Below are 25,932 nucleotides of genomic sequence, written 5' to 3'. Positions count from 1 at the left end.
TCGTCGCCGGACCCTCGCGGTCGAGCGCTCCCGGTGTTACTGTTTCTATGAGTAACACAAAGGAGTGTGTCGATGCGCGCAATGCTGCCCGCGACCGTGAACGACCTGGTCGATACCGTGACCACCAGGATCAAGGCCGGACTTGCCGCCCACCGGGCCGATCTGCGGACCCGGACCCACGGCGTGGCGGCCTTCGATCCGCCGAGCGTCCCGCACGAGGTGATCCCCGTGGTCACCGCCGACGGCGCGCGCCTGCGCGTGCACGCCTACGGCCCGGTCGACGCTCCCGTCATCGTGTTCGCCCACGGCTGGACCTGTTCCATCGAGTACTGGAACGCCCAGATCAACGCCTTCGCCGGCGAGTACCGCGTGATCGCCTACGACCAGCGCGGCCACGGCGAGAGCACCAACGGCTACGCGCGCCCCAGCACCGACCTGCTCGCCGACGACCTGTGCGACGTGCTCGACGCGGCCCTGCTGCCCGGCCAGCGCGCGGTGCTCGTCGGCCACAGCATGGGCGGGATGACGCTCATCGCCTGGGCGGGCCGCTACCCCGAACGCGTCGCCGAGCAGGCCGCCGCCGTGCTGCTCACCAACACCGGCGCGCACTCGCTGGTCGAGGTGTCGACCATGGTTCCCGGTCTGAACAAGCCGCTGCGGTTGCTGCGCGGCCGGGCCCTGCCCTCGCCCGACTGGCTCGGCAAGCTCATCCTCGGCACCCCGGTGGTGTTCCCGCCGATCGCGCCGGTGCGCTGGATCTTCGCCCGCCAGGTGATGACCCTGGACACCACGCCGGAGAAACTGAGCTACGCCCTGTCGGTCGTGCGTGGTTGCCCGATGATGACCCGCTCGCGCTACGGCCTGCTGCTCGCCGCGCTGCACCTGGGCGACGCCGCGACCAACTTCACCGTGCCGACCACCGTGCTCGCCGGCGACCGCGACGACATGACCCCGGCCATTCACGCCGAACGGCTCGCCGAACTGCTGAGCAAGGCGGGCACGCTGGCGAAGTTCGCGGTGCTGCCCACCGGCCACCTGGGCAATGTGGAGCGCTACGACCTGTTCAACCGTGAGCTGCGCGAGGTACTCGCCGCTGTCCGCGAGCCCGCACGCGCCTCTGCCTGAGGGCCTGCGAGGATGAGGGGATGAGTTCTGCCCCTGTGACCTCGGACGACCGTCGGTTCGTGTTGACGCTCGGCTGCCCCGACCGGCCCGGCATCATCGCCAGGATCTCCTCGTTCATCGCCGATTTCGGCGGGTCGATCGTGGAGGCCGGCTACCACTCCGACGGTGACATCGGCTGGTTCTTCACCCGGCAGGCGGTGAAGGCCTCGACGGTGCCGTTCGGCATCGACGAGCTGCGCACCCGGTTCGCGCGGGTGGCCGCGGAGTTCGGTCCCGAGACCGACTGGCAGCTGCACGACACCGGCGCCCGCCGCCGGGTGGTGCTGCTGGTGAGCAAGGACGGGCACTGCCTGCACGATCTGCTCGGTCGCGCGGGGGCCGGTGAACTGCCCGCCACCATCGAGGCCGTCATCGGCAACCACCCCGACCTGGCCGCGATGACCGAGGCGCATGGGGTGAAGTTCCACCATGTGCCGTTCCCGAAAGACCCCGCCGAGCGCGGACCGGCGTTCGAGCAGGTGCGCGAACTGGTCGACGTGCACGACCCGCACGCGGTGGTCTTGGCCCGGTTCATGCAGGTGTTGCCCGCCTCGCTGTGCGAGCACTGGGCGGGCCGGGCGATCAATATCCACCACAGCTTCCTGCCGTCGTTCGTCGGCGCCCGCCCCTACCACCAGGCCTACGACCGTGGCGTGAAGCTGATCGGGGCGACCTGTCACTACGTGACCGCCGAGCTGGACGCGGGCCCGATCATCGAGCAGGACGTGATCCGCGTGGATCACGCCGACGATGTGCCCGACATGGTCCGCCAGGGTCGCGATATCGAGCGGGTGGTGCTCGCCCGGGGCCTGCGCTGGCATCTCGAGGGCCGGGTGCTGGTGCACGGTCGGCGCACCGTGGTGTTCGAGTAGGCCTACAGGTCGTAGAACGGCGCCGGGTAGCGGAATTCGCCGGTGACCGCCGGATCATAGGCCGCCAGCGGCCGGACCTGGAAGTATTCGGCCCAGTCGGTCTGGTCGGGGACGATGCCGCGGCGCGCGCCCGGCACGAAACCGAAGCGCGAGTAGTAGTCGGGGTCGCCGACGAGCCCGACCACCGATTCGTCGAGCGCGTCGGCGGCGCCGAGGGCCGCGTGCACCAGGGCCGAACCGACCCCGGTCTTCTGATGATCCGGGTCGACGCCGAGCGGACCGAGTGCCAGCACCGGGAACGGGCCGATGCCCGCCCTGGTGAGGCAGATGTGCCCGACCACGGTGTCGTAGGCCAGCGCGACCAGCGACAGCGTCGGCATCCAGGATTCGTCGGCGCGTAGGGTATCGACCAGCGCGGGTTCCGGTGGCTCGGTGACGGCTGGATCGCCGGCATAGTGCGGGGCGAAGGCGGCACGATGGATCGCGGCGATCGCCGCGGCGTCCGCAGGGGTCTCGCGACGAATCAACACGGTCCAAGTCTCCCGGATAGGGGTACGCGTGCGCAATGGACTTCTGTGCCGATATGCCAGACTCGCTCCCATGACGTCGCTGACCCGGGCCGACGTGGCCGCCATGATCGATCACACCCTGCTCGCTCCCGAAGCGACCCCGGACCAGGTGAACGACCTGATCGCCGAGGCCCGCGAACTCGGCGTGTACGCGATCTGCGTTTCGCCGTCGATGCTTCCGGTGCGCGCGCCGGGGCTGGTGGTCGCCACCGTCGCGGGATTCCCTTCGGGCAAACATCATTCGCTGATCAAGGGTGCCGAGGCGCGCCTGGCCGTCGACAGCGGCGCGGCCGAGGTGGACATGGTGATCGACGTGGGTGCCGCGGTGGCCGGTGATTTCGCGGCGGTGCTCACCGACATCATCACCGTGCGCGAGGCGGTCGAGGACCGGGCCGTGCTGAAGGTCATCATCGAATCGGCCGCGCTCACCGACGAGGCGATCGTCGGCGCCTGCCGGGCCGCTGAGAAGGCCGGTGCCGATTTCGTGAAGACCTCCACCGGTTTTCATCCCGCCGGTGGGGCCAGCGTGCACGCGGTGCGGCTGATGGCCGACACCGTCGGCGGCAGGCTCGGTGTCAAGGCCAGTGGCGGGATCAGGACCGCGCAGGACGCGGCGGCGATGATCGAGGCGGGCGCCACCCGGCTCGGGCTGTCGAAGTCGGCGGTCGTGCTCGACGGCTTTCCGGACTGATCAGCAGCGCAGCTCGGCGTCGCTGCGCCCGGAGCTCTCCAGGACGGTGCGCCCGCCCGAAAGGTGAACGACCACACCGTCGTCGGTGACATCGACCTTCTGAGCACGCAGGCCGAGCGGGTAGCTCTGCAGGCTCTGGGTGAAGGTCTCGACGATGCCCTGCACCAGGTCGGTGGGCAGGCCGATGCCGAGCAGCTGCGCGGACTTGGTCTCCACCTCCACATTGCCGTTGCGGACCATCGGCTGCACCTGCAGCTGGGCCAGGCCGCCGAGAACGTCGAGGGTGAGCACGTCGCTGCTCGCCGAGGAGCTCACCCCGCTCACCATGGTGCCGAGGGTCTGGCGGATGCCGTCGTTGTTCCAGGTCACCTCGGCGCTGGAGCTGCCGACGGTCGCGCCGCCGCGCCCACGATCGGTGAGTTCGATATCCTCGAACTTCGCGTGCACGACCATGCCGACGGCCGGGCCGAACTTGTTGTCCTCGCTGTCGATGCTCATCGACCCGACCTTGCCGTCGAGATAGGTGATGAGCATCGGTTTCGGACCGAAACTCACGTCGATGCTCGAGCCCATCTCCTGCTCGAACTGGCTGCTGATGCAGCGCGAGATCTGGTGACGGGCATACGCTTCGGTCGCGACGATGGTGCCGACGAGGAGCACGGCGACCACGGCCAACGCGATCACCAGCGTGCGCCGACGGACCTTCGGGCGTTGGGGTGTCTGGGTGCTCATGACAGTCGATTCTTCCGGATTTTTCTGTGTCCGCTCTGAGGAGGCCATGAAGGCCTTCTTTCGATTTGTGATCTGTACCACGTCGCGCGGCGTAGCATGGCTGGATGGCTGGCGAGGGAGCGCGCCGGATGGCGGGGACCACCGAACACCGGTGGCGGGTGCTGCGGCGCCTCGCCGGACGACACGCGGGATTCTTCACCACCAGGCAGGTCCTGCGCACCGGATGTGAGCTGCGGGTGCGGGCGGCGCTGGCCGACGGGTCGGTGACCAGGTCGGGAGTCGGGATGCTGCGGCTGACGCAATGGCGGCCCGGCCCGCTCGACGAATACGCGATGTGGTCGGCCTGGTTCGACGGTGCCGCCGTGGTGTCGTATCAGAGCGCGGCCGAACTGCACGGGCTCGGACGGTTGCGGCCACGGTTTCTGCACCTGTCGGTGTCGGCGGGGCGGCCACCGGTGACGCCACGGCTGGTGCTCACCCGGCGCAAGCTCACCGGGGCGGCGACGGAATCGGCGGGATCGTTCCTGGTGACCACACCGGCGCGGACGGTGCTCGACCTGGCCGAAACCGAGATCGCGCAGTCGGCGCTGAACGAGGTGGTGACCGATGCGGTTGCCATCCACCGTTGTGACGTCGACGAGATACGTTGGGGTGCGGAGCAATTGGCTCCTCGGGCAGCTGGCCGGATACGGCGGGCACTGCTCGCGGTTTGACTTCTTCCGGCGGGACTACTCGCCCGCCTCCCACCCGTTCGGTGCGACGACATCCCACGGCACCGACAGCACACAATCACGCATCCGCCGGTTGTAGGCGCGCACCGGGAACCCGTTGGCGCGCAACAGCTCCGCTGTACCCCGCCAACGGATACGCGGGCCGAAGGGTGCGAGCGCGGCACTGCGCTCCCAGGCCTGATCGGCGGCGGTGAGCAGGGCGTGCACCTTCTCGCCGCGAATATTGCGGTGGATCAACACCTTCGGCAGTCGCTCGGCGATGTCGGACGGGCGCTCGACGGTGAACGGATCCCACGCGAGGGTGAGCGAGAGGGGGCGGTGCCGGTCGAGGAGCACCCAGGCGCTGCGGCGGCCGAGTTCGTCGCAGGTGCCGTCCACGAGCAGGCCGTCGGGTGCCAGATTCGACTGGATCCGCGACCACGCGGCCGGGACCGCGTCCTCCGGATACTGGCGCAGCACATTGAAGGCGCGGACCAGCACCGGGCGCAGACCGGCCAGTTCGAAACCGCCGCGGGCGAAACGCACACCGTCGCGCGGGGGCAGCACCCGGGCGGGGTCGATCTCGAGGCCGACCACACGCAGATCGGGGCGAACGGTGCGCAGGCGCGCGGCCAGTTCGATCGTCGTCCAGCCCGCCGCGCCGTAGCCGAGGTCGACCACCAGCGGGTCGACGGCCTCGCGCAGGCGGGTGCTCACCAGGTCGTCGTTGACCAGCCAGCGATCGCTGCGGCGCAACCGGTTGACGCCGGTGGTGCCGCGCGTGATGGTGCCGACCGGCACCGTCCTCCTCGTGCCGGTCATGGGACGAGGATCAGACCGGGTTCTTGGCGGCCGTCTCCAGCCAGCGCAGGGTTTCCTCCTGCTCCGCGCGGAACAGGTCGACGAGATTCACCAGCATCAGCTGTTCCAGGCGCGGGCCGACCATGGGGATGAACACCTTGGCGACGGGGGAGAAGCGCATGGTCGCGCCGGTCTCGGTGGGGAACAGGCGGATGGTGCCGTTGAGGCTGCCCGGACCCGCCGGGATGGAGGCGGAGAACTTGCCCTCGGTCTCGTCGTGGTCGAACGGACCCCAGCTCTCCTTGCGGGTGATGACCATGTCCTTGCGCATCACCGTCTGCGCGATCTCCGGGAGCATCTCGCGCGGCAGGGTATGCGCGAGCACGATATCGATGCCGTCGTCGGTCACCTCATGGCTGACGACTTCGTTGTGCGGCGAGTACTTGCGCATCTCCTCGACGCGGGCTTCCCAGTAATCCCTGCTCTGCAGGGCTGCGTACAGCTCTTCAGTGGTGTGCAGGGGGTAACGCGCGGAGTAGTCCAGTCGACGTGCCATGCCCGAACACGTTACCGGGGCGCCATCAGTGGGCGCCCCGGACGGGTGCTACTTGGTGGCGAGCCACTGTTCGGTGAAGGTGGCCTCGTTGCTCAGGAGTTCGGTGAGGCGTTCGGCGATGGCGGCTTCGATCTTGCCGCCGAAGAGGGGGATTTTCACCTCGATGGTGCCGGTGACCGAGCCTTCGCAACCGGTGGCGGTCGGGGTGAGGGTGACCGTGCCGCGGACGGTGGCGGGGGCGCCGTCGACGTGGGCTTCGAAGGTGCCCGAGGTGCCGGTGTAGTGCTCGACGCGGGGGATCACCAGGTCGCCGGGGCGCACGGCGGTGATGGCGGGCGGGAGCTGGTCGGCGGGGATGGACTGCACCAGCTGGATGCGGACCTGGTCGCCGTCGACCGTCAGCGAGTCCAGGCGGGCATTCGGGCCGCCGACCTCGGCGATGCGGGCCTTCCAGTACTGCTCATCGGAGTACGCGGCGCGCACCGCGTCGATGGAATGCGTATAACCGGCCGTGAACGCCAGAGGTGTAGCCATGTGCGACACGGTACCGTCTTCTGACGTGCGAACAACACGGGTGGTGTCCCCCGAACAGCTGCGTGACCTGCTGGCCGAGACCGGTGCGGTGGTGCGCCCGGCGGTGCCGCTGTCGGAACTGACGACGCTGCGCGTCGGCGGTCCCGCGCTGGTCGCCGAATGCGACAGCACCGATTGCCTCGTCGCCACCGTGCGGGCCCTGGACGATGCCGGTGTGGCGGTACTGCTCGTCGCAGGTGGGTCGAACCTGCTCATCGACGACGCCGGGTTCGACGGTGTGGTCGTTCGGGTGCGCAACACCGGAGTCGAGTTCGGGACCGATTCGGTGCTCGCGGAGGCGGGCGCGAACTGGGACGAGCTCGTCGCGGCTTCGGTGGCGGCCGGGTTCGGTGGGCTCGAATGCCTCTCGGGTATTCCTGGTTCGGTCGGGGCAACGCCGGTGCAGAACGTCGGCGCCTACGGCGTGGAGGTGGAGTCGCTGCTGCGCCGGGTGCGGCTGCTCGACCGGGTGAGCGGCGAGGTCCGCTGGGTGGAACCGGCCGAGCTCGGATTCGGCTACCGCACCAGCGTGCTCAAGCACAGCGACGCCGCCGTGGTGCTCGCCGTCGAATTCCGGCTCGACCCCACCGGTACCAGCGCACCGTTGCGCTACGGCGAACTGGCCCGCGTGCTCGGCGCGAGCGAAGGCGAGACCCGACCCGCCGCCCAGGTCCGTGCCGAGGTGCTTCGCCTGCGCGCGGGCAAGGGCATGGTGCTCGACCCCGCCGACCACGACACCTGGAGCGCGGGTTCGTTCTTCACCAACCCCGTCGTCGGCGACGACCGCCTCGACCAGGTGCTGGCCGCGATCACCGCCCACCTCGGCGAGGTGAGCGTCCCGACCTACCCGGCCCCCTCGGGCACCAAGTTCTCGGCCGGCTGGCTCATCGAACGCGCCGGTTTCGCCAAGGGTTTCCCCGGCGAGCACGCGCCCGCGCGACTGTCGACCAAACACACACTCGCCCTGACCAATCGGGGCGCGGCGCGCGCGGCCGACATCGTCGAGCTGGCCCGCACGGTCCGCGACGGTGTGCGCGAACGGTTCGGCATCGTGCTCGAACCGGAACCGGTGACCGTCGGGATCAGTCTGTGAGCTGAGCCGGGTCCTTCTTGGCCTGCTCGGTGCTCAGCGCCGCGGTCTGCTCCGCGTTCAGACCCTGCTGCTTGGCCAGCAGATCGCGGATCTCGATGAGCAGTTCGGTCTCGGTCGGCTCGGCTTCCTTGGTGGTACCGAATTTGTTCTTCAGCGACTTCATCGGGACCATCAGCACGAAGTAGAGCACCGCGGCGACCATGATGAAGTCGATGAACGCGGTGATGATCGGGCCGACCGCGATGAACGTGGCGGGCTTGTCGGCGATGAGCTGCACGCCCAGGCCGAGTTCATTGGTCGAACCGAACACCGCGAGCAGCGGGTTCACGAAACCCTTGGTGACCGAGGTGACCACCGCGGTGAACGCGGTACCCATCACCACGGCGACCGCGAGGTCGATGACGTTGCCGCGCATCAGGAAGTTCTTGAAACCGTCGAATACCGACTTGATTCTGCCCATCGCAGAGATGGTAATGACTGGTCATTCGCTCAGCGAATTGTCAGCAACAATCTGTGGTCAGGCTCACGACCTGCGGTTTCAGTTCGTGGGACGACGCGAGAAGCGGCCGGGCCCCTCCTGATCGCGCGGCTTCACCACGATCGTGTCCAGGTTGACGTGCGCCGGCCTGCTCGCGGCGAAGGCGACGATCTGGGCGATGTCCTCGGCGTAGAGCGGATCGATGCCCTCGTAGACCTTGGCCGCCCGCTCGGCGTCACCGTCGAAGCGGACGAGGGAGAACTCGGTCTCCACCGCGCCGGGCGCGATCTCGGTGAGCCGCACCGGCTGACCGAGCAGTTCCCCGCGCAGGGTCCGGTGCAGCACACCCTGGGCGTGCTTGGCCGAGGTGTAACCCGCGCCGTTGTCGTAGGTGTGCATGGCCGCGATCGAGGTGACGGTGACGATCAGGCCGTCACCGGAAGCGATGAGCTTGGGCAGCAGCGCCTTGGTGACGCGCAGGGTGCCGAGCACGTTCGTCTCCCACATCCAGCGCCAGTCGTCGAGGTCGGCCTCGAGCACGGGGGCGAGGCCCTTCGCGCCGCCCGCGTTGTTGACCAGCACGTCGACCCGCTCCACGGCGTCGGTGAACCCGCGCACCGAGTCCTCGGAGGTGACGTCGAGTTCCAGTGCGGTGCCGCCGATCTCCTCGGCCAGCCGCTGCACGCGGTCGAACCGGCGGGCCCCCACGTAGACGTGATACCCCTGCTTGGCCAGTTCCCGTGCGGTGGCTTCCCCGATGCCCGAGCTGGCTCCGGTGACGACGGCGGTGCGAGTACTCATGACCACCGATCCTATTCGCCGCCGTTTCGCCGCCGCCACGGCTCCGATCACGGTGAGCGATACCGGCGTTAGCCTGTCGGCATGGGTATTCGTGATGCTGTCAGCGCCGATGGAACGACGATCGTCTACCGGGTCACCGGTCCGGAGACGGGCAGGCCGCTGGTGCTGCTGCACGGCTGGGCGGGCAACCTGCGCTGCTGGGGCGCCGCGGCCGACGACCTCGCGCAGCGCTACCGGGTGATCGCGGTCGACCTGCGCGGGCACGGCTACTCCGACGACCCCGGCGTGTACGACGACCCGAAGGCCTGGGCCGCCGACGTGGCCGCGGTGCTGGCCGCCGAGAGCATCGACTCCGGCGCCGTGCTGCTCGCCTGGTCCTACGGCGGCATCGTCGCCACCGACTACCTCGCCACCTACGGCACCGGCGCCGTCGCGGCCGCGATCTACACCGGTTCGCTGGCCCACATCGGCCCCGGTGTGCCGGGTGCGGCGACCGGGCCCGCGATGGACAAGGCGATCCCCGGTGTGTTCGAGGAGTCGGCCGGGCGGGCGGTGCGCGCGTTCGCGGTGTTCGGCAATGCGAACACCGGACCGGGGGAGGACAAGGGTGTCGACGCGCAGCGGTTGTTCGGCGGCAGTCTCGCCACCGCGCCGTCGGTGCGCAAGGCGCTGTTCTACCGCACCATCGACAACACTGAAACCCTTCGCGCCCTTGATATCCCGGTGCTGGTGCTGCACGGCACCGCGGATCCGGTTGTGCCCGCCGACAACGGGCGCTACATCGTCGACAACGTGCCGGGCGCGCGCGGTTCGTTCTGGGAGGACGCCCAGCACGGGCTGTTCATCGAGGATCGGGCCCGGTTCGTCGCCGAGGTGAGTGAGTTCGTCGACGCGCTGGACTGAATTGCGGCGTGGCGTCACGGGGGATTGTCGGACTGTGTCCGGAACCAATCCGGAGGGTCTATTTTTAGGCTGTAATGAGGTTGATTCCGGCATAGTCGATGTCCATGGCGAGCGCTTCGCATCGAGTCACTCGTCCACTGTTTCCGCAGCTAGAGCGCTGTTCGTCAAGTAGCATTGCACGGGCGTGATAAGCCCGTGATTGCGATCGTTCCTGTAGCGAACTATCCGCACAGTTTCACGGAAAATCTTCTGGGGATCGTCACAATGATTTCCCGAAAGCGTGTGTAGCGTTCGGATATGTCGTTGAATCACGAATCAGGAACAGGATTCGGCGATCGGAGTTCGATGATGTCTTGTCGGGCGTTGGGGGTTCGGATCGTCCTCGCGGCGCTGGCCGCGATGCTCGCCACCGCAACGGCGGCGGGCCAGGGGATTTCCGAGCCGATCGAGCAGGCACGGATCGACGATCGGCGCGTGGAAGCCGATCAGACCATCGATATCGGCGTGTACTCACCCGCCATGGACAACGTCAACCGGGTGCGGGTGTTGCGCGCCGCCGACCCCTCGAAACCCGCGCCGACGTTGTATCTGCTCAACGGCGTCGGTGGCGGCGCCGACGGCAATTGGCTCGACCGCACCGATGTGGTGTCGTTCTTCCGCGACAAACAGGTGAACGTGGTGATCCCCTTCGGCGGCGCGGGCAGCTATTTCGCCGACTGGCGCCGCGACGACCCGGTGCTGGGCAAGCAGCGCTGGGCGACCTTCCTCACCAAGGAACTGCCGCCCCTGATCGACGCCGAATTCGGGGGCACCGGCGCCAACGCGATCGCCGGGCTCTCGATGGCAGGCACCTCGGTGTTCCAGCTCGCCCTCGCCGAACCCGGCCTCTACCGGGCGATCGGCTCCTACAGCGGCTGCGTGCGCACCAGCGACCTGCGCGGCCAGGCGATCGTGCGCACCGTCGTCGGCAGCCGGATGGGCAACGCGGCCAACATGTGGGGCCCGCCCACCGACCCGGCCTGGTCGGCCCACGACCCGTACCTGCACGCCGAATCCCTGCGCGGCACCGAGGTCTACATCTCCTCCGGCACCGGCCTTCCCGGCCCGTACGACAACCCGGCCGTCCAGCCGGACCCGCTGCAGCTCGCCTACCAGCTGGCCTTCGGCGCCACGCTCGAAGCGGTCACCCACCAGTGCACCCGTCAGCTGCGCGACCGGTTCCAGTCGCTCGGCATCCCGGCCACCGTCAATCTGCGGCCAACCGGCACCCACTCGTGGGGCTACTGGGAGGAGGATCTGCACACCTCGTGGCCGCAGTTCGAGTCCGCGCTCAACCGCTGAATGCGACGGCCGAAAAGCGCTGGCGTGTGCCGCCCGGATCGGGCACGCTCGATGGCGATCGGTGCGTGAGCTCACTCACCGCACGGCTGTGATGGCCGTCACCGATCCCGGTAGGGATGTTATCGGTGGCGTCGCGGCGTGCACACTGGAAGGTGTGAGTCAGCGACGTCTTGAACTTCGGCCCCGCCGCATCGCGGTGCTGTCGGTGCATACCTCCCCGCTGGCCCAACCCGGCACCGGTGACGCCGGGGGCATGAACGTCTATGTGTTGCAGACCGCGCTCGAACTGGCCGCCAGAGGTACCGAGGTGGAGATCTTCACCCGGGCCACCTCCTCGGACCTGCCGCCGGTCGCCGAGGCCGCACCCGGGGTGCTCGTGCGCCACGTCGTCGCCGGACCGTTCGAAGGGCTCGACAAGCACGAACTGCCCACCCAGCTGTGCCCCTTCACCGCCGAGGTGCTGCGCCAGGAGGCTCGGCACCTGCCCGGCCACTACGACCTCGTGCACTCGCACTACTGGCTCTCCGGTCAGGTCGGCTGGCTCGCCCGCGACCGCTGGCGGGTGCCGCTGGTACACACCGCGCACACGCTGGCCGCGGTGAAGAACCTCGCACTCGCCGAGGGCGACACCCCCGAACCCGAGACGCGGGTGATCGGGGAGAAGCAGGTGATCGCCGAGGCCGACCGGTTGGTCGCCAATACCGCCGACGAAGCCGGTCAGCTGGTGGACCTCTACGGCGCCGACCGCGACCGCATCGATGTGGTGCCGCCGGGCGCCGACCTGGGCCGTTACCGGCCTGGCGACAAACTCGCCGCCCGCGCCGAACTCGGATTGCGCGCCGATGAGCAGGTCGTCGCGTTCGTCGGCCGGATCCAGCCGCTCAAGGCCCCCGATGTGCTTGTCCGCGCGGCCGCCGAGCTGCTGGCCCGCGACCCGCGGCGCGCGCTGCGCGTACTGATCGTCGGGGGACCCTCCGGCACCGGCCTGGCCCGCCCCGACGCCCTGATCGAACTGGCCGCCGACCTCGGCATCGCCGAGCAGGTCACCTTCCTGCCGCCGCAGCCCGCCGACCGCCTCGTGCAGGTGTACCGCGCGGCCGACGTGGTCGCCGTACCCAGCTACAACGAGTCGTTCGGTCTGGTCGCCATCGAGGCGCAGGCCAGCGGCACCCCCGTGCTCGCCGCCGACGTGGGCGGCCTGGGAACCGCTGTGCGGCACGGTGAATCGGGTCTGCTCGTGCCGAGCCACCGCACCGGCGACTGGGCCGACGCCCTGGCCGCCCTGCTCGACGACCCGGATCGTCTGCGCCGCATGGGCGCCACGGCGGTCGAGCACGCCAGCCGGTTCTCCTGGGCGCACACCGCCGAAGGACTGCTCGACAGTTACGCCGCCGCGATCGCGGGTATGCGCGTCGAACGCAACCCGATCGCCCTGCGCGCGGGTGAGACAAGCCAAGCCAGATCGCGGGCGCTGTGGCGGCGCCGGACAGGAGTACTCAGGTGAGCGCCGTATCGCAGGTGATCGACGAGACGCTGCGCGACCGGGAGATCGAATACACCCGCCACGGTGACGACACCTTCATCGTGGTGCTGCCCGGCGAGCGCAAGCTCAAGACCACCGTGATGCTCACCGTCGGCAAGCACGGTGTGCGAATCGAATCGTTCGTCTGCCGCAAGCCCGACGAGAACTTCGAAGGCGTCTACAAGTACCTGCTGCGCCGCAACCGCCGCCTCTACGGTGTGGCCTACACCCTCGACAATGTGGGCGACATCTACCTGGTCGGTCGCATGTCGACCGAATCGGTGACCGCCGACGAACTCGACCGCGTCTTCGGTCAGGTCCTCGAGGCCGTCGACACCGACTTCAACATGCTGCTCGAGCTTGGCTTCGCGGAATCCATTCGCAAGGAATGGAAGTGGCGCGTCTCGCGGGGGGAATCGCTGAAGAACCTGCGCGCCTTCGAACATCTCGTCGACGAGGCCGACAAGGTATGAGAAACGCGGGTGCCGTTGTGCGGCACCCGCGTTCGGGTTCTCAGCAGGTGGTGGGCACCGGTTCGTCACGGAAGCGGGACTCCACGTAGCTCCACGCGTCGACGAAACCGGCCACGGCCGCGGTCATGTGCTCGGCGATGTCGTAGGTCGCCAGCTTCACGGGCGCGCCCGCACCGCACCAGTGCGACACGGTGTCGGCCACCGGGCCGTACGGGGTGAGGGTGTCGTAGCGGCCCTGCCAGATGTAGGTCGGCGCGGTCGGCGCACCCTCGTAGTGCACGATGCTGTTCTCGCGCAGCACACCACGCGCCACCTGGCTCGACAGCAGTTCCTTCGACGCGGCCATCTGCTCGGCGTTGCGGAAGATGCCGTGGAAGAGCAGGAAGCGACGGCAGGCGTCCTTGGTGAACTCGCGGAACCACAGGCCGGTCTCGTTGAGCTGATCCGACACCGGCACCCGATCCGGGTACTCGCGCTCGATGCCCATGGCGGCCGCGAAGGCCAGGCCGAAACCGGGGTGCGGTGCGAAACCGAGGGCGTCGGCCATCAGTTCGAGGTCGCTCGGGATACCGCCGGCGACGACCGCGGCCAGCTTCAGTTCGGGCGCGTACTCCGGCTGCAGCGCACCGGCCCACGCGGTGGCCATGCCGCCACCGGAGTACCCGGCCAGCGCCACCGGCGAGCCGCCGAGACCCAGTTCGGTGACCTTCTGCACCGCCCGCACGCTGTCGAGGGTCACCATGCCGCTCATCCGCGCCGCACCGTAGGCGACGGTCGGGCCGAGGTAGTCGGGCACCGAAACCGCCCAGCCGCGACCGATCGGCAGCATCGCGCCCGGTGCGTCCTGCAGCTCACCGTTGAACAGCGACTTCGACGGGTTGCACCGGGTGCCGATGGAGTTGATCAGCGCCTGGTAGGAGACCAGCGGCGGGCTCTTCACCCCGATCGGCATGAAGACCGTGGTGACGCCCATGATCGCGTTGCCCGCCGAGTTGGTGGAGCGGAACGCGACCTGCCAGCCCTCGGTGCCGGGATAGAGCATCGTGTCGATGCGGCGAGTGCGGACCACGTCGCCGGGAGCCAGCTCGGCGATGTCGGCCGGTGCGGTGAAGAACGGGTCAGGATCGGGCGTCGGATACAGCGGATTCGCAGCCGCGGGAGCGGCGAGGAGGCCTACCGAGAGCAGGCTCAACACCAGTACTACTAATTTCGACACAACTTTCCTTCATCATCAGTAACGCAGCCCAACGGAATCACCCGACCCGGACGAAGTATCCAACGAAAACCGGCGGTGTGGAGCAACCACTAGTCAAAGTGTCCACCGCCACATTTTTGTGAGCGTTCACATCGCCGGCCGGGTCGTGGCTGATCAACCCCGTACGGGCCGAACAGACAGGAGTGGGCGATGGTCGTCCTCGCGCTCGACATCGGAGCGACGAAATTCGCTGTAGGAGTGGTTGATCCGGACTACACGGTGCATTCGGTGCGGCGCGCGGCCGTGGCCGTCGAGGATCCGTGGGCGGTGTGTCGGGAGTTACTGCTCGCTGTGGCGGGGGACAACGAGGTTCGCGCGGTCGGCATCGGGTCGGCCGGACCCGTCGACGTGCCCGCCGGGGTGACGCGACCGTTGAACTTTCCCCGGTGGCGCGACGGGTTCCCCATCGTCGAGCGGGTGCGCTCGGTGTTCCCCGGTGCGGCCGTGCGGTTCGCGATCGACGGCGCGTGCCTCGTGCTCGCCGAACACCGGGTCGGCGGGTTGCGCGGGCTCGACAACGGGTTGGCGTTGACGGTGTCTTCGGGGGTCGGCGGCGGGGTGCTCGCCGACGGGCGGGTGCTGCGGGGGCGAACCGGCAATGCGGGCCACATCGGCCACATCATCGTGCCCGGTGATGAAACGCCCTGTGCCTGTGGCGGTTTCGGTTGCGTCGAAGCGGTTGCCGGTGGGATGTCGACCGTGCGCTGGGCTCGTGCGCAGGGCTGGACCGGGGCGACGGGGATCGAACTCGCGCAGGCCGCCCACGACGGCGAGCCCGTCGCCGTCGCCGCGATGGCACGGGCCGGGACCGCTCTCGGTCGGGCCGTCTGTTCGGCCGCGGCCCTGCTCGACGTGGACCGCGTGGTGATCGGTGGCGGCTTCGCCGACTCCGGCGAACCGCTGTGGGGACCGTTGCGCGCCGCTGTCGACCGGCACGCCGGGCTCGAATTCATCGACGCCCTAACCGTTTCACTCTCGACCCTGCCCGAGGGCGCCACCCTGGTCGGCGCGGGCGTGCTCGCCATCGACGAGGTGGCGTGGGCCGAGCGCGGGTGAAATGCCAGAATGACCTCATGACCTACACCCTCGTGCTGCTGCGCCACGGCGAGAGCGAATGGAATGCCCTCAACTTGTTCACCGGCTGGGTGGATGTGCACCTGACCGACAAGGGCATCGCCGAGGGCAAGCGGGCAGGCGAGCTGCTCGCCGAGCACGACGTGCTGCCCGACATCGTCTACACCTCGCTGCTGCGCCGCGCGATCAGCACCGCCAACAACGCGCTCGACGCGGCCGACCGCCTCTGGATCCCCGTCATCCGCGACTGGCGCCTCAACGAACGCCACTACGGCGACCTGCAGGGCAAGAACAAGGAGCAGGTCCGCGAACAGTACGGCCAGGACCAGTTCATGCTGTGGCGGCGCAGCTACGACACCCCGCCCCCGCCCATCGCCGACGACAACGAGTACAGCCAGGAAGGCGACCCCCGCTACGCGGGCATCGAGGTCCCCAAGACCGAATGCCTCAAAGACGTTGTCGCCCGCATGATCCCGTACTGGGAGAACACCATCTCCAAGGAACTGCTCACCGGCAAAACCGTCCTGGTGGCAGCCCACGGCAACTCCCTGCGCGCCCTGGTGAAGCACCTCGACGGCATCTCCGACGAGGACATCTCCGGCCTCAACATCCCCACCGGCATCCCCCTGCGCTACGAACTCGACGAAAACCTGCGCCCGGTCAAGCCGGCCGAATACCTCGACCCCGAGGCCGCCGCCGCCGGCGCGGCCGCCGTGGCCAACCAGGGCGGGAAGTAGTCGTTCCATCGAGCCGGTGCCGCATCGTTCGCACGGTGCGGCACCGGGTCGCTCCTGCGGGTGCAGGCCTCAGCAGCCGCGCGGTGGCCACACCACCGACAAGGGTGACGGAAGGTCGATGATGTCCCAGGCGGCCGAGTCTGCGGCGACGGTAGCGGTGTACTGCACCAGATAGTCGTGGTCGAGAACATCGATCAGCAGATATTGCGTTCTGGTGCGGACGCGCAGCTCACCGCCGGTATAGAGACCCGAGATGGTGGCCGCCCGATATCCGTCGCAGTCCACGAATTCGGCCGATTGCTCGATCCAGCTCGGCAGCCGCCGGGAGTCGACGAACGCGCAGTCCATCAACTCTGAAGAATCGACTCGTTCGGTGAGCCGGCCGACCATGACCAGGACGTTGTCCGCCCACCCGCCTCCATCGGCCGACGGATTCGCCCACGCCGCGTAGGCGCCTGGCATCGCATCCTGGCCGATCTCGAGCCAGCCCTCCGGTGGAACAACACGGATATCCGGCGCTCCGATGGTGTCGGTGTGTACCGGGATGATTCGGATCTCGCGTCCATGGAGATATTCGGCAAGGCTCTGGTTCATGCTGTGCTCCTGATTGCGTCAGTCGTTCGGCAGTTGGTGATAACGCAGGGTGAACCACTCCGTCGCGGCCTCGGTCGCGAGAAGCTGTCGCGACTCCGGCTCGTCCAGGAGATGTTTCATCAGCGCCAGCAGAAGATCTGAATCGCATCGAAGAATGCAAGCCGGAATTCCTAATTCACCGACTCTGTCGAACAATTTGTGCTTCGCCGGTCGGGAGGTGTCTGCCAAGGTCGCCAGGACGACCGGCGCCTTATCGTATTGAGCCGAGAGTTTGCACACATCGCCGCGAATGTTCGAAATGGCCGACCAGTTGATCCGCGAGGTTCCACGCATAGGCATCCGGCAGATTATTCCTGCCGGGTACAATTCCCATCGAATTCGTGCGAACCGCGCGAAAATCATCAGGAGGAGTGCGGTAACGGTTACGATCGAGAACACCAGTGCGCCGATCGCGCCGCCGCTGTTGTTGCGGGAGAACGGAAGTAAGCCGTCTGTGCCGCCTGCATGCCAGTCCCACCAGGCTGCGAAGCCGAAGAGGCCGCAACCGGCGAGGGTCAGTTCCAGTGACAGCAGACTGGATTCTTGCCGTAGGTGGATCCCCGATCCCCATTCCGCGTCGACATTTCGACCTGTCGGAGGGATCATCATTGCGGCCGCATGTGGGAACATCGTCAGCAATCTGGCACCGAACAGTCCCGCGGCGCCCAGAAATAGGGCAATCGCCCCAATGTGCCCGACGATTGTCATGACGTTGTTGCTGCCGTCGCCTCGGATCGCAATCACCAGCCAAACCGACGCGGCAGCTAGCAGTGCGAGCATCATGATCGTTGTGAAGACAATGACGCCCCGTGACGCTCGTTCGTGCCACTGTCGATGGATGAGTACGACCGGCGACCTTGAATGGGCGGAAGTGTTTTCGCGCATGGCTACGCCTCGCCATGGTAATTATGGGTGAACCAATCCGCTGCTCGGGGATGCATGAGAAGTTCTCGAGAACTCGGATTCTTCGCGAGCTCGCTCATGACGGCGAGAAGTAGGTTGGAGTCACATTCCAGTAGGTATGCGGGGATGCCGAACTCGCCCGGGCGGTCGAAAAGTGCGTGGTCGGTGTTCGGTGCTGAATCGAGGAGCTCGGCGACGATCAATGAGGCCGAGCGAAGGTATGGTGAAATGTAACGTTCATCGCCGCGTATCCCGGAGATCGATTCCCACGGTATAAATCGCGATTTGGTAGACCCCGGCAGGGTTGTCTGTCTCAGGACTCCGGATGGGTACAGCTGGTAGGCCACACGCCATCGTTTGGCAAGGATCATGAGTACCAGGCATGCGAGCAATGCCAAAGATATGAGAAGTGCCAGGGTCGCCCCGACGCTGTTGTCTCGAGACATCGGGAGCAAGGATTCGCTAGTTCCCCCACGCCACGCCCACCAAGCGCACTGTCCATAGAGGAAGAAACCGATGAATATCAGAGTGAGCGGAGTGAACATTGTGGACTGAAGCAGTTCGACCCCGGTCCCCCTGGTCGGATCGCTTGTTTGTACCACCACTCGGCGGGTGCCCAAGTGCGCTGATCGATAGGGAACGGCGGCGATGCTCGAGAACATTGCCGTGATTCCAGCCGCGGCGACGGCTAGGCCTACATGACCAACGACTACGATCATGGGCTGTTCGGTCCATTCCCGTATCACAATCACAGCCCAAGTCGCGCTCAACAGCGCGAATCCGATCGCCATAAGTATCAGGAATGCCGCCATCGCGATAGGGCGATGATTTCGGTAACGTTCCGAAATCTGAAGGCGAGGCAGTTCGGGATAATCAGTCACCGTGCTACCAGAACTTCTGAATCGATTTGGAAACACCCCAAGCGGTCAGTGCACCCACTCCAGCGCCGACCACAAACCCCACGGCGGTACCGGCGCCGGGTACCACTGATCCGACCGCGGCTCCAGTGAGCGCGCCGGTCGCCCACGAGCCGACCGCAGTCCCCGCCATTGTTCCGACTGCCATTCCAGCTGCTGTGCCCGCGGATTCGCTGACGATCGCCTCGGTCGGATCCATACCGCCGTTGATGTCGTTCGCAATGGCGGGCACGGTACCGATGACGTTGCCGACAATGCCGAGCCTGCCGATACCGCTCGTCCACTTACCGTCCTGGCCCCACTTGCCCCAGTTCTCGACCCATTTCAACACCCCTTTGTCCGCAGCGTCCTTCGCTGCGGACTCGAGACCCATACGCGTACCTTCGGTCATCGCTCCGGCAATCGCGGCAGCGGTCATCGCTTCTTTGTCCGGTGCCCAATGCGACGCGGGGGATGCGGCGATGGAATCGGGGATAGCCGAAGGATCTTCGTTCTTGATCGCGGTGATCGCTGCAGCCGTAGCGGCCAATGCCGACGCGGGCGCCATTCGGTCGAGCTCGCTGTTCGCATCAGCGAGCTTCTGACCCCACGTGGCATCGGCGGTCATCAGGGCTGACGCAAGTCCAGGTAGCCGGGCCAACTGGATACCCGCTTCGGAGTTCCAGTCGTCGACTCCGTGGACGCTCCAGTCGTCGGTGACCGATACCTTCCCGGTCACGTAATTCTGGTAAATGGTTTTGATGTCGGCCAGAGGTTGATTCATGGCTTGGTAGGCGCCGTTGCATGCGGCCTCCAGGTCGTCGTAGGCGACCGCGATAGCGCGCATCTGGGTCTGTTCCTCGTCGGCTTTGTCTTCGGCGGCCGTTTTCGCATCGCCCTTCCAGATCAAGCCGTTGTGGATCGTGTTGTGCATGGTGCCGGCCGCAGCCACGATGGCGTCGGCGATTTCGCCCGCGCTGGTCGCCACGGCAGGCAGGTGCGAAAGATCCCAGGTGAGGACGTCAGCAGGTGGGGCCATGTCACTTCCCCTCGTGGGCGTTGCCGGAGTTCAAGTCGGCAACAGCGGCAAGGCGCCGTGCCGCATCCGCGTCGGTGCCCTCGTATTTGTTCGCCGACAGGGCCATCAGGCCCGACAGATGATTGAATCGCGCCTTCAGCACGTCTTTCGCCGTCTTGCTGCGGGAGTCGGAGCCGCCGAGAGCAGAACCGACCGCTGACCCCCGGAGCGCTGCGGCCACCGGTGCCGCCCCGAGCTTCTTCGCATTTTCGATGTCGTTGGGGAGGAGAGCGAGGGCTGCGGCGGCTTGTCGCAAGCTGTCAGGACTGACTTCGAGCGCCATGAACCGCCTCCCCCATTTTCTGCAGAACCTTCACACACCTCTTGGACGCAAGCTAACAGCAGATGGTTCCATCCGGATTCTCAGCCTGGTCTCGAGCCGCGGTGACGAACAGTGGAGATCGCGGTGATGTCGGACGGTCCAGGCGGGCGTTAGACTGCGTGCGACCGGCCGGATGTGGGGAGGGGTCTGTGGCAATCGGTGGGGATGCTGCGGCGCAGTTGTGGAACGCTTCGTCGTCGGGGCAGTTGCGGATGGAGCCGGATGCTGCTCGGGAGGTGGCAGCCAGCTACCTGCGGTTCGCGGCGATGTGTGACCGATGGACCGAGGATGCCGAGGTTATGCGCGGCGTCACCGGTTTCGGGTCGCTGGAGTCCGCTGGGCAGCTGCAGAAGGGTTTCTCTGATAAAGCGGGCGAGGCAAAGAAAGTTCTCGGAGAGATGGCGACCGCAGCTCGAGGTATGGCGGAGGGATACCTGCAGGCTGCCGGAGTGCTCGCCGAGGTGGACCAGCTCAATTCGGATGCGATGAGAGCGATAGCTGAGCGGGCATAATGGTGAAATCAGCATTAATTGGGGCTTGCGTCCTGTTTGCCTTGGCCGGGTCGGCGTGTAGTTCGTCGAGCGGTACTGCGGTTCCGGAGACTGCAGAACACGACGGTTCGGTTAGTTCGACGCCACACGCGCGACCAACACTGACCGACGCAAAGCTGCAGCCCCCGGCGCAAGACAACAAGTACACGCAGACATCGGGTCGGCCGAAGGTGGTCTTCGATCCCTGCACGTGGATCGGTGCAGCCGAAATCGAGTCCACGGGCTTTCGGTCCGAGTCGCGACGGCGAGGCCCAGATCTGGTTGCCGAATACACATTCTTGACATGCATTTTCCGCAACGTGGACAACACGATGTCGCTGAATGTGGACTCCGGCAACATCACTTGGGACGAGAATCTCCAGAAGAACGGTGCTTGGCTCGAGGCAACGACCGTGAATGGACGCCGAGCAGGACTGGTGCGTAACCAGCCGGGAGGCGAAGACGCGTGCCAAGTGCATGTCGAGACCAAGGCCGGTGTCGTCATTGTCGGATCGCTGGTGCTAAGCCTGGGCAAGAAGCAGAACCTCGACCCCTGCACCAACATCATGGAAACCGCTTCGGTAGTGGAGAAATCCATCGGTAAGGAGAACTGACGATGGCTGTTTCGGCGGGTGGGACGCAACAGCAGCTGGGCGCGGAGGAGCAGCAGCAATCGCTGAGCCACGGTGGCGTCGATCCGAAGTACATCTCGGAATTCGAAGTGTACGAAAATCTTTCACACGAAGATATCTTCAACGGCGTGCAGGCGATGGAGCCGGGGAAGATGCAGCAACTCGGCGACAGTTGGGTCAATATGTTCGCGGAGATCTCGGGTGCGGTGACCGCGTTGATGATTTCAACGGCGCGGGCGACCTCGAGTTTGGAGGGGCAGTTCGCTTCGGCGGGAGAAGCGGCGGGACGACGGTTCATCACCGAGGCCACCGACGTGTATACGGTGCTGTCGGTGGTCGGACATCGGGTGAAGGCCGCGGCTTACGGTGCAGAGGCTGTGAAAGTAGCTGTGCCACCGCCGATTTCAAAGGAGGCTGGCGCGGGTGTCGGGTCGACGATCCCTGTGTCGCTGACCGAACTGGCTGTTCCGGGTGAGGCTGGCACTGTGGAGCGGGAGAAGGAAGACCGGCGGTTGCAGGCGATCGCGGCGATGAATTCGACCTACAAACCCACCTATGGTCCGGCTGGTGAATCCGTGCCCGCCTTCGTTGCGCCGAGCCAACCGGGCGACGGAACGAGTGATCCTGGCTCCGGCGGTGGCGGATCGAACAATGGTGGTGCCGGTGGCGGTGACACCGGGCCGGGCGATGCGGGCGACACCGCGACCACCGAGGACCCGAACCAGCCCGGTACGACCACGGACGACGAAACATCCAGTGCCGGTACGGATGACGACGACAGCAGCGGTACCGACGACTCGCAAGGGCAGAACAGCACGACCAATCCGGCGAGTACCGATCCATCCTCGACCACGCCATCCTCGACGACCCCTGGCGCTGGTTCGCCGGGTACCGGATCGCCAGGTGGTAGTTCACCGGGTGGTGGTTCGCCAGGAGGCGGGTCAGCGGGCGGTTCGACGCCGGGTAGCGGCACACCGACACCGGGTGGTGCCTTGGCTGGTCGCGGCCCGGTGGTTGCCGGCCAAAATCCCGGCGCCGCAGGTTCTTCGGGTGCGGCGGGATCCAGTGGGCGCGGGATGAGTCCGGGAATGATGGGTGCGCCGGGCGCGCGTGGTGGCGGCAAGGACGACGAGGACGAGCACAAAGCGCCCGACTACCTGCGTGGTGTTCAACCCGAACTGCTGGGTGACGAGCAGCATGCGGTGCCCCAGGCCATCGGCGCCGACGCCCCGGCGACCCGCCTGCCGGAACAGGAGTCCGGAAACGCATGAGCTGGATGTTCACCCCCGACGAATTCGCGCATGTGTGGTTGCGGGAGACGGGCGACGATCGTTATCCGTTCCCGCTCACCGTATATTCGGCCGCCACGACGGAAAGCGCGTACGAGCAGCTTGCCGCGGCCGCCGCGCAACGCTGGCCCGCTGGTGCTGATCTGGACCTGAGCGCGGTATTCCGGCACGCCGCGCGGCCCGAGACGGCACTGGCGCTCTTTAGCGAAATCGGCCCACCACTGCGCGCCTACGGTGCGCGGACCGGGGACCGAGGGGTCGTGATTCGCCAATACGAGGATCACAGCGTCGAGGTGTTCTCCGGCAGTGCGGGTCTGGTCAACCGTGCGTTCGCCGCCTTCCTCGGCGACCAGCCCGCTGGACAGGTCGGCCACCTGGTCGAGGATGTCGACCGGCTGGCCACACATTTCGAATCCTGGCAGCGCCCACCGGATTCCGTCGCCGCCCGCATGCATCGGCTCACCGAGGCGAAACGGGCGGCAGGAGGGCGGATCGAAATCAGAACCGGATTGCAGTCGGGCCGGCCTGGTCCCACCTCGTACCTCACCTGGCTCGACGTGTCCGATGACGGCCGTTATCTCTCTTACCGCCGGTACCAGGACCTGCACATCGAACCGGCCGGCAAGCAGCGTGTGATCGACGCGATCGAGGCTGCTGCCTCGATCGGTGTGCATACCGGCTGACACAGGCGCAATATCGTCGGCCGCGCTCGCCGGTCGAATCCTGATCGTCGGTCAGTGCAGTGACGGCGTAGTGACCTCTCGGTACAACCGCGGTCTCGCCTGCGATGAGGCGATGTCACACTGTCTGTGGCTGTGTCGTCGACTCTGTGAACGCCGCGAAAAGCGCGGCAGGGCAAGGAGTCGAGTCATGGAAACTGCCTACGTTGTCGTTACCGTTGTTGCCGCCCTGTGGGTCGGGTTCTCGGCATTCTCGTTGTTGCGGCGGGCTGCGTTCGTTGTGGATCCGCTGGTGGACTACGGGGTGCCGGAGAGTTGGTGGACGCCGTTGGGGGTGGCGAAGGCGGCGGGGGCGATCGGGTTGGTGGTGGGGTTGTGGGTGCCGGTGGTCGGGGTGGCCGCGGGCGTCGGGCTGATCCTTTATTTCACCGGTGCGGTGGTGACGGTTTTGCGGGCGCGGTCGTACAAGACGGTGGCGTTTCCGGTGTTGTATCTGGTGCCTGTCGCGGTGGCGTTGGGACTCGGTTTCGCGGCCTGACCTGGCAGGGTGAAGATCATGCGGACGTTCGAGGAGTTGATCGAGGAAGCCGACTCGGTATCGGTGGCCGGCTGGGACTTCTCCTGGCTCGCCGGCCGGGCCAGCGAGGAACGTCCGTCCTGGGGATATCAGCGGTTGCTCGGTGCTCGGCTGCCGACGGTGACCGCGGCGCTGGATGTGCAGACCGGCGGTGGGGAAGTACTGGCCGGGGTCGACCGGTTTCCGCCGACCATGGTCGCCACCGAATCGTGGCCGCCGAACGTCGCCGCGGCCACCGCGCTGCTCCACCCGCGGGGCGTCGTCGTTGTCGCCACACCGGACGAGCCGCCTCTTCCGTTCGCCGACAACGCTTTCGATCTGGTCACCGCCCGCCATCCGGCCACCGTGTGGTGGGACGAGATCGCCCGCGTGCTGGCACCGGGCGGCACCTATCTGGCTCAGCACGTTGGCCCTGCGAGTGCGTTCGAACTTGTCGAATACTTCCTCGGACCGCAACCGCAGGCCCGCCGGGCGCGTCACCCCGACGACGAAGCCGCCGCCGCGCACGCGGCCGGATTGCGGATCGTCGACCAGCGCACCGAACGTCTCCGCATGGAATTCGGCGACATCGGTGCCGTCGTCTACTTCCTGCGCAAAGTGATCTGGATGGTCCCCGGTTTCACGGTCGAGACCTACCGCGACCGGCTGCGCGAGTTGCACGAACAGATCCGGCGGGAAGGGCCCTTCATCGCACACTCCAGCCGGACCCTGATCGAGGCGACCAAACCCTGACAACGATCCGGGTGGGCGACAGGCCGTTCATCAATCGGCGACGGCGAAAGCGGCAGTCAGCGGAGGTAAGGCGGCGCGGGCGTCCAGTCCGGCGAACCAGAGACCGACCGTGAAGACCGCCGTTGCCTCGAGGTACCTGGCGCGATGTAGACCGCCTGCGGGGAATGGTTGCAGCGCGAGGTCTTCCGCCAGATCGGCAACGATTCGCATCGCTGTCTCGTCGTCGCCGCAGAACGGGACTGCCAGTCGAACACCGTCGAAGACGCGGTCCTCGCCCGCCCACACCTCGGCGGCGAGCAGATTGAAGGCCTTGACCACTCGGGCACGCGAGGCGCGGGACGCGATCCGCTCGGCTACCGCCGGTTCGCTGAGGACGAAGGCGGTCGCGCCGTCGGGCGCCGACTCGTCGGGCTGGAACGCATTCGTGCAATCGATGACGACACGGTCGGCCAACCGCTCGCCGTGCTCGTCGAGCAGCTCGGTCAGCGCGGCTACCGGAACCGCGAGCAGCACCACCTCCGCGAAGTCCATCGCCTCGGCGATCGTGGCCGCACCGACCCGGTGTCGGGCGGGTTCCGTGCCGGCGTTGATGGTGTCGGCGAGGTCGCGTGCCGAGCGGGCCGAGCGGGCGCCGATGAGCAACTCGTGGCCGACACGGGCCCAGCCGCCGCCGAGCGCGGCCGCCATCGACCCTGCCCCGATGATTCCGATTCGCATGACAACTCCCGTGGTCCGTCGGTGCCCGAGTGGCACCGGCCCAACAGACGCTAGGGATTGCGACAGGCACCTCCGGGTGCCTGACCACGCTGCCAGACTGGACACATGACTGAGCCGATCCGATTCGCTCCCTACGGTGAATTCGAGGCCGACTGCCCGGCCAGGCTCGGCGTTGATCTATTCGGCAACCGGTGGTTGCCGGTGGTGGTGTACATGCTCAGGGATGGTCCGCAACGTCACAGCGAACTTCTCGCGGGCATCGGCGGCATCAGCCAGAAGATGCTGACGCAGAGCCTGCGGCGGATGGAGCGGATGACGCTCGTACGCAGGCGTCGGTACGCCGAAGCGCCGCCCCGGGTGGAATACGAACTCACCGAATCCGGTCGCGATCTGCTCGTCCCGATTCATGCGCTCGGTGCATGGGTCGACGCGCACGGGGCCGAGGTGAGTGCCGCGCTGTACGGCGGAACCGACGTCTGACACGCCCGGCGGCCCACTGGGTGCCCGCTGGGTGAACGGCGGACGAACACCACCCCAAGTGCCCGTGACCTGCGCGAAACTTCACCCCACCCCGCGCCGGGAAGTCGGTGTGCACTCG

At 67.0% G+C, this 25,932-nt stretch carries 31 protein-coding genes; 18 read left to right on the top strand and 13 right to left on the bottom strand.

What is annotated here, in order from left to right:
- Nucleotides 1–72 precede the first annotated feature (72 nt).
- Both NCO8_RS21545 and purU read left to right on the top strand, forming a co-directional pair.
- Nucleotides 73–1,125 carry an alpha/beta fold hydrolase gene (locus NCO8_RS21545; protein ID WP_067642106.1) on the top strand — a complete coding sequence of 351 codons (1,053 nt, stop codon included), beginning with the start codon at nucleotides 73–75 and terminating at the stop codon, nucleotides 1,123–1,125.
- 20 nt (nucleotides 1,126–1,145) lie between these two features.
- Nucleotides 1,146–2,036, top strand: coding sequence for a formyltetrahydrofolate deformylase (gene purU, locus NCO8_RS21540; RefSeq protein WP_067641942.1), 891 nt, complete (start codon nucleotides 1,146–1,148; stop codon nucleotides 2,034–2,036).
- Nucleotides 2,037–2,038: 2 nt separating this feature from the next.
- On the opposite strand, the gene NCO8_RS21535 is transcribed toward purU, so the two are convergent.
- The gene (locus NCO8_RS21535) at nucleotides 2,039–2,566 is read right to left on the bottom strand and encodes a GNAT family N-acetyltransferase (RefSeq protein WP_067641941.1); all 528 of its coding nucleotides are present in this window, start codon (nucleotides 2,564–2,566) and stop codon (nucleotides 2,039–2,041) included.
- A 70-nt stretch (nucleotides 2,567–2,636) separates the two neighbouring features.
- Here NCO8_RS21535 and deoC point away from each other — a divergent pair, with 70 nt between their 5' ends.
- Nucleotides 2,637–3,296 (top strand): deoxyribose-phosphate aldolase, encoded by a 660-nt coding sequence (deoC, locus tag NCO8_RS21530; protein WP_067641940.1) that lies wholly within the window; start codon nucleotides 2,637–2,639, stop codon nucleotides 3,294–3,296.
- Here deoC and NCO8_RS21525 read toward each other — a convergent pair whose 3' ends face one another.
- On the bottom strand, nucleotides 3,297–4,028 hold the full coding sequence (locus tag NCO8_RS21525) for an LmeA family phospholipid-binding protein (RefSeq protein ID WP_067641939.1): 732 nt from the start codon (nucleotides 4,026–4,028) through the stop codon (nucleotides 3,297–3,299). It lies immediately after the preceding gene.
- Between the two features lie 104 nt (nucleotides 4,029–4,132).
- Here NCO8_RS21525 and NCO8_RS21520 point away from each other — a divergent pair, with 104 nt between their 5' ends.
- On the top strand, nucleotides 4,133–4,741 hold the full coding sequence (locus tag NCO8_RS21520) for a type IV toxin-antitoxin system AbiEi family antitoxin (protein ID WP_067641938.1): 609 nt from the start codon (nucleotides 4,133–4,135) through the stop codon (nucleotides 4,739–4,741).
- Nucleotides 4,742–4,756: 15 nt separating this feature from the next.
- Here the strand turns inward: NCO8_RS21520 and NCO8_RS21515 are convergent, their stop codons facing one another.
- From NCO8_RS21515 to NCO8_RS21505, 3 genes are read right to left on the bottom strand one after another with little or no spacing between them, the layout of a single operon-like run.
- Nucleotides 4,757–5,560, bottom strand: coding sequence for a class I SAM-dependent methyltransferase (locus tag NCO8_RS21515; protein WP_067641937.1), 804 nt, complete (start codon nucleotides 5,558–5,560; stop codon nucleotides 4,757–4,759).
- A gap of 10 nt (nucleotides 5,561–5,570) precedes the next feature.
- Nucleotides 5,571–6,095 (bottom strand): DUF2505 domain-containing protein, encoded by a 525-nt coding sequence (locus tag NCO8_RS21510; RefSeq protein ID WP_067484831.1) that lies wholly within the window; start codon nucleotides 6,093–6,095, stop codon nucleotides 5,571–5,573.
- A 48-nt stretch (nucleotides 6,096–6,143) separates the two neighbouring features.
- Nucleotides 6,144–6,629, bottom strand: a complete 486-nt coding sequence (locus NCO8_RS21505) for a DUF2505 domain-containing protein (RefSeq protein WP_067641936.1) — start codon at nucleotides 6,627–6,629, stop codon at nucleotides 6,144–6,146.
- Between NCO8_RS21505 and NCO8_RS21500 the strand changes: the two genes are divergently transcribed.
- Nucleotides 6,628–7,761, top strand: coding sequence for a UDP-N-acetylmuramate dehydrogenase (locus NCO8_RS21500; protein ID WP_157105027.1), 1,134 nt, complete (start codon nucleotides 6,628–6,630; stop codon nucleotides 7,759–7,761). The two genes, NCO8_RS21505 and NCO8_RS21500, sit on opposite strands and share 2 nt — an antisense overlap.
- Here the strand turns inward: NCO8_RS21500 and mscL are convergent.
- Together mscL and NCO8_RS21490 are read right to left on the bottom strand one after the other, a co-directional pair.
- Nucleotides 7,751–8,221: a large conductance mechanosensitive channel protein MscL gene (gene mscL / locus NCO8_RS21495; protein ID WP_067641934.1), complete on the bottom strand. Its 471-nt coding sequence runs from the start codon at nucleotides 8,219–8,221 to the stop codon at nucleotides 7,751–7,753. The two genes, NCO8_RS21500 and mscL, sit on opposite strands and share 11 nt — an antisense overlap.
- Nucleotides 8,222–8,299: 78 nt before the next feature.
- Nucleotides 8,300–9,040, bottom strand: a complete 741-nt coding sequence (locus NCO8_RS21490; protein WP_067641933.1) for an SDR family NAD(P)-dependent oxidoreductase — start codon at nucleotides 9,038–9,040, stop codon at nucleotides 8,300–8,302.
- Nucleotides 9,041–9,121: 81 nt separating this feature from the next.
- Here NCO8_RS21490 and NCO8_RS21485 point away from each other — a divergent pair, with 81 nt between their 5' ends.
- The 4 genes from NCO8_RS21485 to NCO8_RS21470 all read left to right on the top strand — a co-directional run bounded on the left by NCO8_RS21485 (nucleotide 9,122) and on the right by NCO8_RS21470 (nucleotide 13,279).
- Nucleotides 9,122–9,943 (top strand): alpha/beta fold hydrolase, encoded by an 822-nt coding sequence (locus NCO8_RS21485; RefSeq protein ID WP_067641932.1) that lies wholly within the window; start codon nucleotides 9,122–9,124, stop codon nucleotides 9,941–9,943.
- Between the two features lie 345 nt (nucleotides 9,944–10,288).
- Nucleotides 10,289–11,284 (top strand): alpha/beta hydrolase, encoded by a 996-nt coding sequence (locus tag NCO8_RS21480; protein WP_439951687.1) that lies wholly within the window; start codon nucleotides 10,289–10,291, stop codon nucleotides 11,282–11,284.
- A gap of 145 nt (nucleotides 11,285–11,429) precedes the next feature.
- The gene (mshA, locus tag NCO8_RS21475) at nucleotides 11,430–12,788 is read left to right on the top strand and encodes a D-inositol-3-phosphate glycosyltransferase (RefSeq protein ID WP_084457377.1); all 1,359 of its coding nucleotides are present in this window, start codon (nucleotides 11,430–11,432) and stop codon (nucleotides 12,786–12,788) included.
- Entirely contained in the window at nucleotides 12,785–13,279 is a 495-nt protein-coding gene (locus NCO8_RS21470; RefSeq protein ID WP_067641930.1) for a type III secretion system chaperone family protein, read from the top strand. Before mshA ends, NCO8_RS21470 begins: the two co-directional genes overlap by 4 nt.
- 40 nt (nucleotides 13,280–13,319) lie before the next feature.
- Here the strand turns inward: NCO8_RS21470 and NCO8_RS21465 are convergent, their stop codons facing one another.
- Nucleotides 13,320–14,495 carry a lipase family protein gene (locus NCO8_RS21465; RefSeq protein ID WP_084457351.1) on the bottom strand — a complete coding sequence of 392 codons (1,176 nt, stop codon included), beginning with the start codon at nucleotides 14,493–14,495 and terminating at the stop codon, nucleotides 13,320–13,322.
- 189 nt (nucleotides 14,496–14,684) lie between these two features.
- Between NCO8_RS21465 and NCO8_RS21460 the strand changes: the two genes are divergently transcribed.
- Entirely contained in the window at nucleotides 14,685–15,590 is a 906-nt protein-coding gene (locus tag NCO8_RS21460) for an ROK family protein (protein ID WP_067641929.1), read from the top strand.
- Nucleotides 15,591–15,607: 17 nt separating this feature from the next.
- Nucleotides 15,608–16,345 carry a phosphoglyceromutase gene (locus tag NCO8_RS21455; protein WP_067485849.1) on the top strand — a complete coding sequence of 246 codons (738 nt, stop codon included), beginning with the start codon at nucleotides 15,608–15,610 and terminating at the stop codon, nucleotides 16,343–16,345.
- 69 nt (nucleotides 16,346–16,414) lie between these two features.
- Here the strand turns inward: NCO8_RS21455 and NCO8_RS21450 are convergent, their stop codons facing one another.
- From NCO8_RS21450 to NCO8_RS21430, 4 genes are all read right to left on the bottom strand, one after another.
- Nucleotides 16,415–16,939, bottom strand: coding sequence for an LpqN/LpqT family lipoprotein (locus NCO8_RS21450; RefSeq protein WP_067641928.1), 525 nt, complete (start codon nucleotides 16,937–16,939; stop codon nucleotides 16,415–16,417).
- Nucleotides 16,940–16,957: 18 nt separating this feature from the next.
- On the bottom strand, nucleotides 16,958–17,761 hold the full coding sequence (locus NCO8_RS21445) for a hypothetical protein (RefSeq protein WP_067641927.1): 804 nt from the start codon (nucleotides 17,759–17,761) through the stop codon (nucleotides 16,958–16,960).
- A 1,005-nt stretch (nucleotides 17,762–18,766) separates the two neighbouring features.
- Nucleotides 18,767–19,816, bottom strand: a complete 1,050-nt coding sequence (locus NCO8_RS21435; protein ID WP_157105026.1) for a hypothetical protein — start codon at nucleotides 19,814–19,816, stop codon at nucleotides 18,767–18,769.
- A gap of 1 nt (nucleotide 19,817) precedes the next feature.
- Nucleotides 19,818–20,138, bottom strand: coding sequence for a hypothetical protein (locus NCO8_RS21430; RefSeq protein WP_067641924.1), 321 nt, complete (start codon nucleotides 20,136–20,138; stop codon nucleotides 19,818–19,820).
- Nucleotides 20,139–20,326: 188 nt separating this feature from the next.
- Between NCO8_RS21430 and NCO8_RS21425 the strand changes: the two genes are divergently transcribed.
- From NCO8_RS21425 to NCO8_RS21400, 6 genes are all read left to right on the top strand, one after another.
- Complete coding sequence (locus tag NCO8_RS21425) at nucleotides 20,327–20,689, top strand: hypothetical protein (RefSeq protein WP_067641923.1); 363 nt, start codon at nucleotides 20,327–20,329, stop codon at nucleotides 20,687–20,689.
- Nucleotides 20,689–21,321, top strand: a complete 633-nt coding sequence (locus NCO8_RS21420) for a DUF3558 domain-containing protein (RefSeq protein ID WP_084457350.1) — start codon at nucleotides 20,689–20,691, stop codon at nucleotides 21,319–21,321. The genes NCO8_RS21425 and NCO8_RS21420 overlap by 1 nt, the downstream gene beginning before the upstream one ends.
- Nucleotides 21,322–21,323: 2 nt before the next feature.
- Complete coding sequence (locus NCO8_RS21415; RefSeq protein ID WP_067641921.1) at nucleotides 21,324–22,610, top strand: hypothetical protein; 1,287 nt, start codon at nucleotides 21,324–21,326, stop codon at nucleotides 22,608–22,610.
- Nucleotides 22,607–23,311, top strand: coding sequence for an ESX secretion-associated protein EspG (locus NCO8_RS21410; RefSeq protein WP_067641920.1), 705 nt, complete (start codon nucleotides 22,607–22,609; stop codon nucleotides 23,309–23,311). Before NCO8_RS21415 ends, NCO8_RS21410 begins: the two co-directional genes overlap by 4 nt.
- Nucleotides 23,312–23,498: 187 nt before the next feature.
- Nucleotides 23,499–23,846, top strand: coding sequence for a DoxX family protein (locus NCO8_RS21405; RefSeq protein WP_067641919.1), 348 nt, complete (start codon nucleotides 23,499–23,501; stop codon nucleotides 23,844–23,846).
- Between the two features lie 15 nt (nucleotides 23,847–23,861).
- The gene (locus tag NCO8_RS21400) at nucleotides 23,862–24,617 is read left to right on the top strand and encodes a class I SAM-dependent methyltransferase (protein WP_067642103.1); all 756 of its coding nucleotides are present in this window, start codon (nucleotides 23,862–23,864) and stop codon (nucleotides 24,615–24,617) included.
- Nucleotides 24,618–24,647: 30 nt separating this feature from the next.
- On the opposite strand, the gene NCO8_RS21395 is transcribed toward NCO8_RS21400, so the two are convergent.
- Complete coding sequence (locus NCO8_RS21395; RefSeq protein ID WP_067641918.1) at nucleotides 24,648–25,334, bottom strand: NADPH-dependent F420 reductase; 687 nt, start codon at nucleotides 25,332–25,334, stop codon at nucleotides 24,648–24,650.
- Nucleotides 25,335–25,439: 105 nt separating this feature from the next.
- Between NCO8_RS21395 and NCO8_RS21390 the strand changes: the two genes are divergently transcribed.
- A complete protein-coding gene (locus NCO8_RS21390) occupies nucleotides 25,440–25,814 on the top strand; it encodes a winged helix-turn-helix transcriptional regulator (RefSeq protein ID WP_067641917.1) in 375 nt (124 codons plus the stop codon).
- Nucleotides 25,815–25,932: the final 118 nt, after the last annotated feature.

The sequence above is a fragment of the Nocardia coubleae NBRC 108252 genome (assembly GCF_001612805.1).
GTDB lineage: Bacteria > Actinomycetota > Actinomycetes > Mycobacteriales > Mycobacteriaceae > Nocardia > Nocardia coubleae.
The sequence above is the reverse complement of the archived record's forward strand: the minus strand, read 5'-3'. Positions and strand labels throughout refer to the sequence as shown.

What these genes read in the sequence shown, in the direction of transcription:
- deoC (WP_067641940.1), top strand. Translation starts at nt 2,637, where the DNA reads ATGACGTCGCTGACCCGGGCCGACGTGGCCGCCATGATCGATCACACC.
- NCO8_RS21520 (WP_067641938.1), top strand. Translation starts at nt 4,133, where the DNA reads ATGGCTGGCGAGGGAGCGCGCCGGATGGCGGGGACCACCGAACACCGG.
- NCO8_RS21395 (WP_067641918.1), bottom strand. Translation starts at nt 25,334, where the DNA reads ATGCGAATCGGAATCATCGGGGCAGGGTCGATGGCGGCCGCGCTCGGC.
- NCO8_RS21500 (WP_157105027.1), top strand. Translation starts at nt 6,628, where the DNA reads ATGTGCGACACGGTACCGTCTTCTGACGTGCGAACAACACGGGTGGTG.
- NCO8_RS21505 (WP_067641936.1), bottom strand. Translation starts at nt 6,629, where the DNA reads ATGGCTACACCTCTGGCGTTCACGGCCGGTTATACGCATTCCATCGAC.
- NCO8_RS21525 (WP_067641939.1), bottom strand. Translation starts at nt 4,028, where the DNA reads ATGAGCACCCAGACACCCCAACGCCCGAAGGTCCGTCGGCGCACGCTG.
- NCO8_RS21485 (WP_067641932.1), top strand. Translation starts at nt 9,122, where the DNA reads ATGGGTATTCGTGATGCTGTCAGCGCCGATGGAACGACGATCGTCTAC.
- NCO8_RS21445 (WP_067641927.1), bottom strand. Translation starts at nt 17,761, where the DNA reads ATGATGCTCGCACTGCTAGCTGCCGCGTCGGTTTGGCTGGTGATTGCG.
- NCO8_RS21435 (WP_157105026.1), bottom strand. Translation starts at nt 19,816, where the DNA reads ATGGCCCCACCTGCTGACGTCCTCACCTGGGATCTTTCGCACCTGCCT.
- NCO8_RS21405 (WP_067641919.1), top strand. Translation starts at nt 23,499, where the DNA reads ATGGAAACTGCCTACGTTGTCGTTACCGTTGTTGCCGCCCTGTGGGTC.
- NCO8_RS21460 (WP_067641929.1), top strand. Translation starts at nt 14,685, where the DNA reads ATGGTCGTCCTCGCGCTCGACATCGGAGCGACGAAATTCGCTGTAGGA.
- NCO8_RS21480 (WP_439951687.1), top strand. Translation starts at nt 10,289, where the DNA reads ATGATGTCTTGTCGGGCGTTGGGGGTTCGGATCGTCCTCGCGGCGCTG.
- NCO8_RS21450 (WP_067641928.1), bottom strand. Translation starts at nt 16,939, where the DNA reads ATGAACCAGAGCCTTGCCGAATATCTCCATGGACGCGAGATCCGAATC.
- NCO8_RS21515 (WP_067641937.1), bottom strand. Translation starts at nt 5,560, where the DNA reads ATGACCGGCACGAGGAGGACGGTGCCGGTCGGCACCATCACGCGCGGC.
- NCO8_RS21390 (WP_067641917.1), top strand. Translation starts at nt 25,440, where the DNA reads ATGACTGAGCCGATCCGATTCGCTCCCTACGGTGAATTCGAGGCCGAC.
- mscL (WP_067641934.1), bottom strand. Translation starts at nt 8,221, where the DNA reads ATGGGCAGAATCAAGTCGGTATTCGACGGTTTCAAGAACTTCCTGATG.
- NCO8_RS21430 (WP_067641924.1), bottom strand. Translation starts at nt 20,138, where the DNA reads ATGGCGCTCGAAGTCAGTCCTGACAGCTTGCGACAAGCCGCCGCAGCC.
- NCO8_RS21510 (WP_067484831.1), bottom strand. Translation starts at nt 6,095, where the DNA reads ATGGCACGTCGACTGGACTACTCCGCGCGTTACCCCCTGCACACCACT.
- NCO8_RS21490 (WP_067641933.1), bottom strand. Translation starts at nt 9,040, where the DNA reads ATGAGTACTCGCACCGCCGTCGTCACCGGAGCCAGCTCGGGCATCGGG.
- NCO8_RS21455 (WP_067485849.1), top strand. Translation starts at nt 15,608, where the DNA reads ATGACCTACACCCTCGTGCTGCTGCGCCACGGCGAGAGCGAATGGAAT.
- purU (WP_067641942.1), top strand. Translation starts at nt 1,146, where the DNA reads ATGAGTTCTGCCCCTGTGACCTCGGACGACCGTCGGTTCGTGTTGACG.
- NCO8_RS21545 (WP_067642106.1), top strand. Translation starts at nt 73, where the DNA reads ATGCGCGCAATGCTGCCCGCGACCGTGAACGACCTGGTCGATACCGTG.
- NCO8_RS21410 (WP_067641920.1), top strand. Translation starts at nt 22,607, where the DNA reads ATGAGCTGGATGTTCACCCCCGACGAATTCGCGCATGTGTGGTTGCGG.
- NCO8_RS21420 (WP_084457350.1), top strand. Translation starts at nt 20,689, where the DNA reads ATGGTGAAATCAGCATTAATTGGGGCTTGCGTCCTGTTTGCCTTGGCC.
- NCO8_RS21415 (WP_067641921.1), top strand. Translation starts at nt 21,324, where the DNA reads ATGGCTGTTTCGGCGGGTGGGACGCAACAGCAGCTGGGCGCGGAGGAG.